Annotated in this window: 5 protein-coding genes; 2 read left to right on the top strand and 3 right to left on the bottom strand. The window is 62.6% G+C overall.

Going from position 1 to position 14274, the window contains the following annotated elements:
• Window positions 1–431: 431 nt before the first annotated feature.
• Both GR328_RS05620 and GR328_RS05615 read left to right on the top strand, forming a co-directional pair.
• Window positions 432–7115: a cadherin domain-containing protein gene (locus GR328_RS05620; RefSeq protein WP_160883546.1), complete on the top strand. Its 6684-nt coding sequence runs from the start codon at window positions 432–434 to the stop codon at window positions 7113–7115.
• A 96-nt stretch (window positions 7116–7211) separates the two neighbouring features.
• Window positions 7212–11387, top strand: a complete 4176-nt coding sequence (locus GR328_RS05615; protein ID WP_205789766.1) for a cadherin domain-containing protein — start codon at window positions 7212–7214, stop codon at window positions 11385–11387.
• A gap of 354 nt (window positions 11388–11741) precedes the next feature.
• Here GR328_RS05615 and GR328_RS05610 read toward each other — a convergent pair whose 3' ends face one another.
• From GR328_RS05610 to trpC, 3 genes are read right to left on the bottom strand one after another with little or no spacing between them, the layout of a single operon-like run.
• Window positions 11742–12998: a molybdopterin molybdotransferase MoeA gene (locus GR328_RS05610; protein WP_160883544.1), complete on the bottom strand. Its 1257-nt coding sequence runs from the start codon at window positions 12996–12998 to the stop codon at window positions 11742–11744.
• Window positions 12995–13471, bottom strand: coding sequence for a cyclic pyranopterin monophosphate synthase MoaC (gene moaC, locus GR328_RS05605; protein ID WP_160883543.1), 477 nt, complete (start codon window positions 13469–13471; stop codon window positions 12995–12997). The genes GR328_RS05610 and moaC overlap by 4 nt, the downstream gene beginning before the upstream one ends.
• Window positions 13468–14268, bottom strand: coding sequence for an indole-3-glycerol phosphate synthase TrpC (trpC, locus tag GR328_RS05600; RefSeq protein ID WP_160883542.1), 801 nt, complete (start codon window positions 14266–14268; stop codon window positions 13468–13470). The genes moaC and trpC overlap by 4 nt, the downstream gene beginning before the upstream one ends.
• Window positions 14269–14274: the final 6 nt, after the last annotated feature.

The raw sequence follows: 14274 nt of genomic DNA, 5'->3' as shown, positions 1-14274 counted from the left end.
GAAGAAAAGCAGAACCGAATTCGATCGTCCGATTCAAGCGGCGCGTCGAACGCCATCAAGCCGTTTGCAGGGTATCTTGGCGGCTATGCAAATTTAGCTTGCGAAACTGCCGTCGGAATGCAGATGGCAGCCTGCTCGCGCTCTCGACCGAAGCATGCGGATCCCCACATCGGGGCGGGTGGAACCAGAGGATTCCTTATCGTTCCGCCGGCACCCTGGGAGGAGGAGTGCCCTCACCGCTGAAGAACGCAGCTCTCCGGGACAACGCCCCGCCTCGCGATTAATGCAACCCATGCGGGAAATGATGGCAAGTTGGCGGCAGGAGCAACCTGTAGGCGCAGATCTAGTCTGATACGGCGTTGCGTAGCGAAGTCATTCTGCTATCTATTGTTACGTTGGAACGTTTCGTAGCGCGTATTCAGGGGGAAGCCATGACGAAGCCGACTGCTCCGAGCGAGATCAAGCCTCTCGTTCAGATGACATCTGCACCCGGTTCAGAACTGCTGGCGCTGGACGACGGTTCGTTCCTCGCCGCGCTGGTTCACTCTCGCATGAGTGAGGCCGGAAAGACGGTCAAGCAGATCCTCGGGCAGATCGTCGATGCCGACGGCTTCATCAAACCGGGTCACAAGCCTTTCCTCATCGCGGAGGAAAACGCCCGCTCCGCCGTTTTCGCCGGCGCGGCCCGGATGGATGACGGACGCATCGCCGCCGCGTGGACCGCGAGCGAGAAGGGCAGCGCGCCGGTTCTGAAGGCCTGCGCCCTGGACCTCCACGGCGAGACCGTCAGCCCGGTCGTCACGGTGGAGTTGGCCGACGCCTCGTCCAAGCCCGCCATCGCGCGCGCGGTGGAGGCGCTCGCGGCGGTATTCGTTGCAGAGGGCGCTCTGAGCCATGCTTCGTACGCTCCAAGCGCAAACGGGTTCGCGGCGGCGATGGAGTCTGCCGCATCACCTGGGTCTGCTGCTACGGATGCGGGTTCTAGCGAGACGCTCGCAGTCGCGGGGACGACAACGGCGACGGACGATGGCGGCTTCGGAACGATGGCCGTGAACTTTGTTATTCATGGAACATCCGAAGCTGACTTGATGGATTACCGGAACCAGCCTCCACCCTCAGGTTTCCAGTGGCAATTGGAGGGGCATGAAGGAGACGACACAATTTACGGCTCCAACGCCGGCGATATTGTCTCCGGCGATAGCGGGAATGACACCCTCATCGGCATGGGTGGAAGTGACACATTCTATGGCGCCGATGGTTTTGACACCCTCGATTACTCCCAGGAAGACCCGGCGACGGTCTTTCAACTACTCTTCAATATGTCTATAGGCTACAACATATCCTGGTCAGGAGGCACTATTGTCGTCCACGACAATGAGGTGCGGGCAGGCGCTGGCAACATAGACGTCATCGCTGCAGACTTTGGATCAATCGAGAAGGTTATCGGCACTCGCGACGCAGGTGATGGCGTTGTTACCCGCGACATCTTTCTTTTGAAAGAAAGCAACCAGGCGTGGGAAATCTGGGGCTTGGAGGGCGCGGACCGCTTCTATGGCGGCTTCCAAGGCGACACGCTCATAGGTGGTGCCCATGCGGACAAGATTTTCGGCGCTGGGGGGGCTGATCGTCTCTACGCCAACATTGCAGGCAGTTCCTGGGATTCCGGTGCTATCGACACACTGATCGGTGGCAGCGGCAATGATTATCTCGAAGGCAGCTCCGAAGATATCCTGATCGGCGGTACGGGCAACGACACCTTCGAAGGTGGTCATGTCGTCTACACGAATGTGCAGTATTCTCTGGGCTTTAGCATAAGTGCGGGTGGGAGTGCAGGAGACGAGCCTGCAGTCGCCTCAGCCGACGTGGTAGCCGATCGCATCGTGGATCTCGGAGCGGGCACTGTCACCGGCGGAGGCGAGGTCGATACGCTCAGAAACGTGACCCATGTCAGCAGCGGTGAAGGCAATGACCGCTTGATTTCCGGAAATAGCGGATCGTGGTTGGAAGGAGATGCTGGCAATGACACCCTCTACGGCGGTGGAGGCAGTGACAAACTGCATGGCGGATCAGGCTATGACATCTTCTATGGCTCTGGCGGCAATGACACTGTGGATGGGGGATCGGAAGGAGGCCTGATTGACTACTCCGATGCCACCTACAACATCGATGCGGATCTGATAACCGGACGCATTCGGAAGGGTACCATCGGGCTCGATAATGTGTCTGGCCTGTGGCATGTCACCGGGACAAACTTCGGTGATAGGCTCATTGGTAACAGCCAGGGCAACCAACTCCTCGGCAACGACGGTGACGACACGATCGACGGCGGAGCCGGAGGCGATTGGCTCGCCGGCGGCGCTGGCAACGATTCCATTTATGGTGGGGGCGCGATCGAGCACGATGTGCTTGTCGGCGGCGTAGGCGACGACACGGTCAATGGCGGCGGCGGTGCCGACGACATGTATGAGGATCTCGGCGACGACCATTACTGGATCGACAATGCCGGTGATCGCATTATCCTGGACAACGGTGTCGATCCGGCTGCCAGCGGCGTGGACACGGTCCATACCACCATCTCGCTCGACCTTTCGACCCTGCCATTCATCGAACATGCCAAGGCGGAGACCGGGGCTGGCATCAGCCTGACGGGCAACGGCCTCCATAACATCCTATGGGGCAACAGCGGGAACGACACGCTCAAAGGCGGCACAGGAAACGACACGATCTGGGGCGGTGGCGGCAACGACACCATATATGAAGGTTCCGGCGACGATACCTACTGGATCGATAATCCCGGCGATACGATCATTGCCGATACGGATGCGAGCGGGGTCGATACGGTCCTTGCCACCACGTCGTATACTCTTGCCGACTTCATCGAACATGCCAATGTCGCCCGCGACGACGGCATCGGTCTCGCTCTCACGGGCAACGGTCTCGGCAACAGGCTGACGGGCAACATCGGCGACGATACGCTTGACGGCGGTGCGGGGGTCGATACGATGACCGGCGGGCTCGGCCATGATACTTACATCATCGACGACCGCAACGATTATGCCATCGAGCAGAACACCACGGCCGAAGGTTCCGACACCGCGATCATCCGCGTGAGGAACTACGATATCCGCAAGCTCGCGAATATCGAGAACATCATCTATGAAGGCGAAGGCAGTCCCAACGTTGTCGTCACAAGACCTGACCTGCAGGGCGCGGCGTTCATCAACGAGAACACGACGGATCCCAATCAGGTAGCAGCCACGGTCAAGTCGACGGACGACGGGAACGGCGGACCTATCGAGTACCGGCTCGTCGACAGTTTGAATGGGCTGTTCTCGATTGCGACGGTCGACAGCAACGGTGAGAAGATCGGCGAGATCCGCTTGAATAGGCCTGTCGACTTCGAGGCCCTGACCGCATCCACGCCGGGCGTGGTGATCGACGATCAGACCGGCGCAAAATACTTCAGGCTTCAGGTCTATGCCCAGGAGACGGATGTCGCCGATGGCGGCCTCACCTCGGACGTCAGCGAGATCCTGGTGGAGATCGGCAACGTCAATGAGGCGCCGACCATGCCGTACTGGGCGGTCAACGGATCGACCACCCTGCCGGAACCAATTCAGGAGAATGGCGAATTCTCCTTCGCGGTCCAGGCCGAGGATGTGGATGGAACGATGCCACTCTACGAGTTCGATCCGGACCGCGGCGCGGAGGCGGACGCCAATGGTCTGTTCGTGATCGACCGGAATACGGGCGTCATTTCTCTCGCGCAGGGCAGGACGCTCGATTTCGAATCGTCGGGTGGCGTCTACAGGATCTACGTTCGATCCACGGACGGCAGCCTCAACAGCGCCGTCCAGGAACTGACCATCAACGTCTCGGATGTCGACGACCAGCCGACGGCACCGACATGGCAGAGCAACCGCACCGCTGTCATCACCGTCAACGAGAACGAGGCATTCTCCGCCGCGGTCACCTCCGTTGACGACGATGGTCCAGGCCCCGTCACCTATCGCTTCGATCCCGACCGTTCCGACGGAACTGCGAACGCCAACGGCCTTTTCGCGATCGATACCAACACGGGGCTGATCACCGCCACGCGGCCTCTTGACTTTGAGACTGCTCCGGTTGGCGGTGTCTATAAGATCTATGTCCAGGCCGTGAGCGGCAGCGGCCCCGGCGCCGTGCAGGAATTGACGATCAATGTCACCAACGTGAACGAGGCGCCGAGCGCACCGAATGTCGAGATTGCCGGCGGCGCGATCGGCGAGAACACGACCGGACAGCAGATTGCCTTGTTCTCCGATTCCTGGGATCCGGAGCAGCAGGGGATCACCTACGCGTTCCACGAGGACGTTCCCCAGGCGCTGCGCGACAAGTTCACCCTGTCCACCAATCCGGATGGTTCGGGCGAGCTCACCCTGACCGATCCGAGCGGTCTCGACTACGAAGGCGCAACTGACGACGGGAACGGCAACAGGTACTACCTTCTCAAGGTGGTTTCGCGGGACATCGAAGGTTTGGATTCGGAGCCCGTGGAAATCCGGGTCTACGTCAACGATGTCAACGAGGCGCCGACGGCCGTGGTCGTGGGCGAGCTTGCCAGAGTTCGCCTGGGCGCACAGCAGGGCGATCTGATCGTGGACGCAGATGTGATCGACCCGGATACGAACCCGGCGTTCCAGAACAACGTGTTCAAGTTCCTGCTGTCGGACGGCTCCCTGGGAACCACGAGCGATGACGGCTTCTTCACGATCGATGCGGATGGCAAGGTCCGCCTGGCCGCCGACGTGACGGCGGATCAGGTCGGCACCGAGCATCGCTTCACCATCGTGGCGCATGTGGACGGCGATGAGAACCAGCGCGTGTCGTCGCAGGAGCACCTTGTGACGGTGCAGGGCGACGATCCGCCGGTCATGACCTCTCAGGATATCTTCAACGTCCCCGAGAATACCGGCCAGAACTGGTCTATCGGTGATCCTTTGAGTGCGGCCGACCCTGACGGCGATCCCATCACTGGCTTCGACCTGGTGGATACGAACGTTCCGTTCAGTATCGAGCAGATCGGCTCGGATTGGTTCCTCGTGGTCAGCGGTCCGCTGGACTACGAGACCGCTCCGCACCGGGACGAGGGGACAGGAGAACGCTGGTACGAGGTTCAGGTGACCGCGACCGCGGGCGATCTCACCTCCGAACCGCAGACCATCAGGGTCTATATCAGCGACGTGGATCCCGAGAACACGGCACCCGTCATCACGGTCGCCCCCAATGGCCGCCTGGACTGGACGGTGGGCGACGATGCGGCGGTCGATCCTTTCCAGCATCTGAGCTTCTATGATGAAGAGGATGGCCAGGAGGACGACAACCCGAACACCTTCGTCAAGGTCGAGATCTTCTTCGAGGTTGGGCAGGGCGAGTTCGACCAGCCGGATATGGGGAATTTCCCGCGCGCGACGTTTGACTACACGCCGGGTAGCAACCTGGTGACGGTGACGGGCACGGCCGGAGAGGTGACGGCCATCGTCCAGGGCCTGACCTTCCACGCGAGGTCGCGCCCCGACGATCCTGACGGTACGTCTGAAGTCACCCACTTCTTCGTCATCCTGTCCGACACCGGCAACGCATCGACCATTCAGGAGGTCACTGTGGATTCGATCGCGGGAGATGGCGGCAACAACCAGGCTCCGACGGACATTCGTCTGGACGGCGGCGTTGTCGACACGGTGGCCGAGAATCTGCTGGTGGGCGACGTGGTGGGCGACCTGACCGCCACCGACGAGCATCCGTCGGCGCTGACCTATTCCTTCGTCACGGGATTCGACGGGGCCGGTCATTTCGAGATCGACAACACCACGAAGCAGATCAAGGTGCTGACGGCCCTCGACTACGAGGCCCCGATCGTGGACCTGCCGGGGACCGGCCTCGAGGAGGACCAGGACGGCAAATTCTACCGCCTGAGGGTGGTGGCCACCGATGGCGCCAACCAGGCCTCGCCCGAGCAGGAGATCAAGGTCTACGTCACCAACGTGAACGAGGCTCCGACGCTTCAGATGATGACGGGGGGCGTCATCGCCGAAACCCTCGACGAAGGCAGCGAGGTCGCGGAACTCCTTGCGGAGGACCCCGAAGGCGACGCCATCTCGTTCACCTTTGCGAATGGAACGCTGATAAGCGACGACAGTGCATTCCGCATCGAAGGCAACAAGATCGTTGTGAACAACAGCCAGGCGATCCAGGTCGGCCCTGGCGGCGAGGAGCGTGACTATTACCAGATCATCGTCTCCGACCAGAATGGGGCGTCGCCTCCGACCAACATCACCATCCGCATCGATGACGTGCCGAGTGGGAACCAGGAACCAGGCGATATTGTCTTCCAAGGTGGCGTGGTTTCCGTTCTGGAACATCTGGGGACTGGCCTGACGATCGGTTTCCTTCAGGATACGGACGCGGACGGAGATCAACTCACCTACACCCTGTTGACGGATGGCGGCGGCCGCATCGACCTGCGCAACGGCAACGAAATCGTTGTGAAGGACCACACCAAGATCGATTTCGAGCAGATGTCGACACCGGAATTCTCGTTCACGGTGCAGGTGGACGATGGGCAGGGCCATGTCGTGGAGCGGACGATCACGCTGGGCGTGGAGAACCGCCTCCTGGAGCGGGTGAACGGCACCGCCAACGCCGACTATATCAAGACAGGCAGCCGGAATGATCAGATCAACGGCGGAGGCGGCGATGACACGCTGAGCGGAGGCCTGGGTCGGGATCAGTTGTCTGGCGGGACGGGAAGCGACGTGTTCCTGTTCGACACGCGCCTGTCGACGACGAACTGGGACCTCATCGACTTCAATTTGGCGCACAATGACCGGATTTGGCTGAAGCAGTCGGTCTTCACGGCTCTCGGAACGGGCAGTATCAATCAGCCGCTGGCTTCCAGTGCCTTTGCCCTGCTGGATGGTACGATCACGGATCAGACCCGGATCATCTACGACCAGACCACGGGTGACATCTTCTACGACGCGAATGGGTCGGGAACGGGTCAGCGCGTGAAGTTCGCCGAGATCGCCGGCACTACACCTCCCACAATCTCTGCCGAACACTTCTTCGTGGTGTGAGGAAAATCATCCGAGCACCCCTTTACCGAGGGGCGCTCCTTGTTTAGCATGTGATACGAGATAACATATCCTTTGGGGGCTATTATGGCATTTCAATTGACACTCACTCCCGTCACGACCAATGGCGGAAGCGGCCTCTCGAGCACAGAAGTTACAATTGACGAAAACGTATCCGAAGGGACCATCCTTGCCAGGATTGAAGGGCTTCCTGTCGGATCAACCCCTGCCGATTTCAATATTGTCGTCGAAGAGGATGCCCAAGGCCGCTTCGAGATCTGGTACGGCAATGGAAGCTTGGACGGCGTGAACTTCCAGACCACGTGGTGGTTCAGGGTCAAGGCGGGTGGCGGCGGTGCGCAGCAACTCGACTATGAGGATGAGGATTGGGGCACCTTCGGTGCGTTCTATTCGGACCTGACGTTCAAGTTCTATCCCGCGGCTGGCGGCCCCCTGCAACACCAAGGCGTTTTCGGTGTCGCACTCAATGACGACACCACCGAAACGATCTCGAACATCTCTATTGCGACAACGGCGCAGTCCGTTCAACCTGAGGGAGATTCCGGGACGAAGGAGTACATCTTCACGGTAACCCGGGACGACGGCACTGATGCGGCCAGCGTCAACTGGTCGGTGGCGGGCACGGGCGCCAACGCTGCCGATGCGGCGGATTTCTTGAATGGCGTTTTCCCAAGCGGTCGCGTCGACTTCGCGGCAGGAGAAACCACCAAGCAGATTCGGGTGATCGTCGCTGGTGACACGGCAGTCGAGCCGAACGAGAACTTTATAGTGACTCTGTCGAACCCGACGAACGCCAATATCGTCACAGGGACGGCTCAGGGTACGATTCAGGATGATGATGGTGCGGCGAACACGGCGCCGACGAATGTGCGTCTGACGTCGGGCGGCACGAGCACGGCGGTGGGCGAGGATGCCGGGCAAGCCACGGTGGTGGGTACGGTGACGGCGGACGACGACGGCGGGACTGCGGGCCTGCGCTATGCGATCGCCAACAACGCCAACTTCGACATCGACACCACGACCGGCGAAATCTTCGTCAAGGCCGGGGCGGCGCTCGACTTCGAGGGCACCGCCAGCCATGTGGTGGCGGTGACGGTGACGGACACGAACGGCACCGGCCTGTCCACGACCCAGAACATCACGATCAATCTCACCGACGTCAACGAGGCGCCGATCGATCTGACCTTCGGGGCGCAGCAGACGGTTCAGGCGGGCGCGACGGGAGCAGGCGCGGCCGTGATCCAGGCGAACTGGGTCGATCCCGACGGGGCGGCGAGCGGGTTCCGCAACAACCAATACGCCTTCCTGGTGAACGGCAATCTGGTGACGAGCGACGGCAAGTTCTCGATCGACGCCGCCACCGGCCAGGTGACCACCAACGCAGCGATCACGGCGGCGGATGTGGGCACGAAGACGCTGCAGGTGGTGGCCTATGACGCGGGCAACCCGGCGCTGCGCCATGTGGAGGCCCGGGACATCACGATCGCGCCGGCAGCGAACACGGCGCCGACCTTGGACGTGGGGGCGACGACGGAGTTCACGGCGGTCGACCAGGGCGCGGTGTCGGCCTTTGCCGGGGTGACGCTGGGTGATGTCGACGGCGACAACCTGACCCTGACGATCACGTTCACGCAGGCTCACGGCGTGCTGATCCGCTCGGACGGGCAGGCGGTTCCGGCCCCGACCCCGTCGGGCACGAACGCTGTGTATACCTTCACCGGCACGGCGGCGCAGCTCAACGCGATCCTCGACGTGCTGCAGTTCGATCCGGAGGACCGGGCGGCGGGCGGCGCGGCGCAGGCGACGGACTTCGCGCTGAGCGTGACCGACAACCAGGCCGGCCACGCGCCGGTGACCAACGCCGACATCACCGTGACCTCGACCCCACCGGCGCCGCAGAACCAGGCGCCGACAGTGACGAACGAGGTTTATGCGGACACGGTGGCGCATGATGCGACCACGGGCCTGCCGACGCCGTTTGCCGGGGTGACCATCGGCGACGACGGGGTCGGCGGCACGGACGTGACGGTGACGATCACGCTCGACACGGCCAGCGAGGGCGCCATCGTGATCCCGACCGGGGTGGCGGGCAGCTACAACGCCACCACTGGCGTCTACACGGTGACCGGCACGGTGGCGCAGGTGAACGCGGCCATCCAGGCGCTGCAATTCAACCCGACCGACCGCACCACCCACGGCGCGGTCGACACGAGCTTCACGGTGCAGGTGCAGGATGCGGGCGGCCTGACGGCCACCAACCCCAACACCATCACGGTGACCTCGACCAACCCGCCGCCGGCCAACACGCCTCCCGAGGCTCCATCGGGGACGCATACCGTCGACGAAGGTGTGGCAGAGAATACGGTCGTAACGACGCTGGCGGCTACGGACGCGGACGGCGAGACGGTCAGCTACACGTTCCAGGACGCCCAGGCCGGCTCGAACGGCCTGGTCAGCGCGGACGGGCGCTTCAAGATTGTGGGCAACCAGGTTCTGGTGAACCAGGTGACCACGGTGGCGGCCGACAGCACGGTCGTCTACGGCATCAGCGCCTCGGACGGCACCGACACGGCCGACGGCAACCTGACCATCACCGTCCGGGACCTGCCGCCTTCAGGTCAGGCGCTCGGTCTCACTCTGAACGGCCCGGAGGACTTCACGGCCACGGATTCCGGCCCCAGCGTCACAGCGTTCGGCGGCTTTACGATCACCGGAGACGGCACGCTCACCCTCAGGATCGCCTTCAACGAGGACCATGGCGTGCTCGAGAATTTCGGGAATGCGGTCGTGAGCTACGGCGGCGGGCAGATCAGGTACGACTTCACCGGAACCAAGGAGGTCCTGGAAGCCCTGCTCACCAATCTCAAGTTCAATCCGGTCAACCGGGCCATGCAATCTGACACTCCGGTGACGACGAACTTCGAGATCATCTTGGATGACGGCAACGCTCAAACCAATAATGCGGTCACGAACCGTCAGATCGATGTTGAGACGGAGATCCTCGGCAACCATGCGCCGGACGTGACGGTGACGAACGGCGCCGACGTTACGAAGGTGGTGGATACAGGACCTGATTGCCGTCCACTGCACGGGCTCAACCTCTTCGACGACGAGCATGATGTGCTGACATTGACTGTGAAGTTCCTGAAGAGCCATGGCGAGCTCGTCATTCCTCCAGGTCTCGATGTGGTCAGAACCCTTAGAACCGTGAACGGCACCGAATATTGGGAATACACCTTCACCGGCCAGGCCGCGGCGCTCGAGGTGATGATGGACGTGATCAAGTTCGATGCGTCGGACATGACCACTGCACCGGCAGGCACCATCCGCACCACCCACTTCGAGCTCTCGGTGACGGACGGGGCGCTGGGCCGCGATCCGGTGCTCGAGCAGGCTCAGGTCACGACGGTGGTGGGCAAGGCCGGCTTCACCAGCTTCGTGGCCCCGCGCGAGTGGGCACCGACCGGCACCAAGGTCGGCGACCTCACGGCGGCCGATGGCGAGGGCAAAGCCTTCTCCTACCAGATCGTGCTGACGGACGGCACACTGGCCAACACCGACGGCCGCTTCAGGATCGGCGCCGACGGCAAGTCCATCGAGGTGGCGAATGGAACCAAGCTCGACTTCGAGCAGGCTCGCAGCCACGGGCTCAAGCTCAAGGTCACCATCGCGGACGGCGACCAGAACCCCGACAACGACCTGTGGTTCCTGCAGGACGTCACCATCCAGGTGGCGGACTGGGCAAGCGAGCGGGGAACGGGCACGGCCGGCAGCGAGCGGCTCTACGCCAATGCGGGCAACGACATCCTGATAGGCGGCAACGGTCACGACACTCTCCTGGGCGGCACCGGCACTGATCGGCTGTCGGGCGGCAACCACAACGACTGGCTCTACGGCGGCACCGGCAACGACCTGCTTTATGGCGGCACCGGCTCAGGTCGCGACATGTTCGTGTTCAACACGGCTCTGCACAGCCGCGCCAACAAGGACCGGATCATGGACTGGCACAAGACCTACGACACGATCCGGCTGGAGAACGCGGTGTTCAAGGCGCTCAAGAAGACCGGCACGCTGAACAAGAAGTTCTTCAAACTCGGCGCCAAGGCGGCGGATGCCGACGACTTCATCGGCTACAACAAGGCCAGCGGCGATCTCTGGTACGATGCCAACGGCAGCAGAGCCGGCGGGCAGGTGGTGTTTGCCAATATCGGCAAGAACAAGGCCATCGCCTACAACGACTTCGTCGTCTTCTGAGACGACCCGATCAAGCTGAGGTCCCAGGCCTCCGCAGCGATGCTGCGGAGGATTTCTTATTGGTGTCCGCCCATGCTTCTTCGTCCATTGCCTCTTCGGCGGCGGACCAGGTCCACCCCGCCGGAAAGCCCTCAAACGACCCGGCTGAACAGGTCAGGGACGCCACTCCCTGAACTGCCACTTCTTGCTGCGCTTGGAGCATGGGGGCAAGCACTGAGCTGCAGGGCCGGAGCAGCCCGGCGAAAGGCTGGCAGAGTGTCGGATCATGAAACCGCAGGAGGAGAAGGGCGCCCATCCTCGTAAGCTCCCTTCCGCCGGATTCCTTCACGTCTCAAACGGCTTCGGCTCGCGCCTTCAGCAAAACTTCTCCAACCGTATGATCCGGCATGGTTCCCCGGCCTGAGCCGGAGGGGCGTGAGGTGGCCTGACGAGCAGGACCTGCGAGCGTTCAAGGATGCTCAGCATGGACGAATCCTGAACCATATGCGGCGTTGCCACCGGGAGCGGCAAGCGTTCCATGCGCTGGGTGAGTGCGACCTCGAACTCCTCGAACCCAAGCGAGGCACGCATGTAATCCTGCCTCGGGCCGTTAGCGGGCAGGTCCGCACCGAGAATGGCGGCTTCCGTAGGATCCGCATCGGGTTGGGCGTCGCCGAGCAGAGCGCGAATGGCAGGGACGAGGAAGAGGACGGCGCAGACTAGCGATGAGACCGGGTTGCCAGGGAGGCCCAACAGCAGCATGGGCCCCAGCTTGCCGTGCATCAGCGGCTTGCCCGGGCGCAGGGCTACGCGCCAGAAGCCGAGCTCCATGCCTTGATGCTGGAGCGCCTTCTGGACGAGGTCATGCTCGCCCACCGAGGCTCCGCCGAGAGTCACCAATACGTCCACCTTGGCGTCGCGGGCGGCCTGGATCCGTTCTTCGAGGGATTCGAGGGTATCGCGCGCGATGCCGAGATCGATGGCCTCAGCCCCGGCTTTTTCCACCATTACGGCGGTGGCGGGAAGGCTCGACGCCGTGATCTGATCGGGGCCTGCGGGTTCGCCGGCCCGCACCAGCTCGTCGCCTGTGGCCAGGATAGCGACACGGGGCTTGCGCCGCACGGGGAGCGTTCCGTGGCCCATGGCGGCAGCGAGTGCGATATGGCGCGAGTCGAGGCAGAGTCCTGCCTGCAGCAGCACATCGCCTGCCGTGAAATCGAGGCCGCTCTTGCGGATATGCTGACCCTGGCGCGCGCGCTCCTTCACGGTGACACGATCGCCACTGACCTCGGTGTCCTCCTGGACAACGACAGTATCCGCACCGTCCGGCAGAGGTGCGCCCGTAAAGATGCGCACGGCTTCCTGTGGTCCCACCGTGCCCGAGAACCGTTGCCCGGCAGCGCTCGCCCCGGTCACGCGGAGCACTGAGGGAGCCTGCGCCACATCGGCGTTACGCACGGCATAGCCGTCCATGGCGGAAGCGGGGAAGGGCGGTTGATCGCGCAGGGCGCTCACATCTTCCGCCAGCGCACGCCCTGCGCAGCTGGACAACGGCACATGCTCAATGGAGACCGGCTCTTCGACGCTTGCCAGGACGCGGGACAGGGCATCTTCGACCGGGATCAGGCTCATGGCGCTTCATACACTCCGGAGCGTCCGCCGCTCTTCATGCGCAGTCGCACATTCTCGATCCGCATGCCTTTGTCCGCGGCCTTGACCATGTCGTAGATCGTGAGGCATGCGATGGAGACGGCGGTGAGCGCTTCCATCTCCACACCGGTCCGGCCGGAGACCTTCACCTCTGCCGTGACGCGCACGCCCGGAAGGGCGTCATCCACTGCGCAATCCACCTTCACCTTCGAGATGAGAAGCGGGTGGCAGAGAGGGATGAGCTCGTGGGTGCGCTTCGACGCCATGATGCCGGCCAGCCGCGCGGTGCCGAGCACGTCGCCCTTCTTGGCGTCGCCTTGGCGAATCAGCGCCAGCGTCTCCGGCAGCATCACCACGCACCCTTCCGCGATCGCGATGCGGCTGGTGACGTCCTTCTCCGAGACGTCGACCATATTGGCTTCGCCACTCGCATCCAGATGCGTGAGCTTCGTCATGCCGCCTCGCCGAACAGGAGACGCCGGGTGGCCGCCGTCACATCCGCCTGACGCATCAGGCTTTCGCCCACGAGAAAGGTGCGGATATCCACCTTCTCGAGGCGTTCGATATCGGCGACCGTGAAGATGCCGCTCTCGCCTACGACGATACGGTCGGAGGGGATGAGCGGGGCAAGTTCCTCGCTCACGGCGAGGGAAACCTCGAAAGTGCGCAAGTTCCTGTTGTTGATGCCGATGAGCTTCGTGCCGAGAGGAATGGCGCGTTCCAGCTCCGCGCGGTCATGCACTTCGACGAGCACGTCCATGCCGAGTTCTTGCGCGGTCTCGATGAGCGCGCGCGCCTCTTCGTCTGAGACGCTCGCCATGATGACGAGGATGCAATCGGCACCCCAGGCGCGTGCCTGATAGACCTGATAGGGCTCGAACAGGAAATCCTTGCGCAAAGCTGGCAGGCCCGAGGCATCGCGGGCCTGGCTCAGGTATTCCGGTCTGCCCTGGAAGGAAGGCTCGTCCGTCAGCACAGAGAGGCATGACGCGCCGCCTTCCGCGTAGGCCTTTGCGAGGGTCGGCGGGTCGAAGTCGGCGCGGATGAGGCCCTTGGAGGGGCTTGCCTTCTTCACCTCGGCGATCAGGGCGGGGCGGCCTTCCGACAGGTGCCGCTCGATGGCTTGTGCGAAGCCGCGCACGGGCGGCGCCTCGTCTGCGAGCCGCTTCATTTCATCAAAGGGAATGGCCGCTTTCGCTGCCGCGATCTCCTGGCGTTTATAGGCCTCGATCCTGCTGAGAACGTCGGTCATCGTGGC

Origin of the sequence: Microvirga makkahensis, assembly GCF_009830105.1 — a bacterium.
Classification (GTDB): Bacteria; Pseudomonadota; Alphaproteobacteria; order Rhizobiales; family Beijerinckiaceae; genus Microvirga; species Microvirga makkahensis.
Note: the sequence above shows the minus strand (reverse complement) of the source record. Positions and strands in the feature narration are given on the sequence as shown.

Excerpts from the sequence above, each read along its gene's own strand:
- trpC (WP_160883542.1), bottom strand. The coding sequence starts at position 14,268 with ATGACCGACGTTCTCAGCAGGATCGAGGCCTATAAACGCCAGGAGATC.
- GR328_RS05610 (WP_160883544.1), bottom strand. The coding sequence starts at position 12,998 with ATGAGCCTGATCCCGGTCGAAGATGCCCTGTCCCGCGTCCTGGCAAGC.
- GR328_RS05620 (WP_160883546.1), top strand. The coding sequence starts at position 432 with ATGACGAAGCCGACTGCTCCGAGCGAGATCAAGCCTCTCGTTCAGATG.
- moaC (WP_160883543.1), bottom strand. The coding sequence starts at position 13,471 with ATGACGAAGCTCACGCATCTGGATGCGAGTGGCGAAGCCAATATGGTC.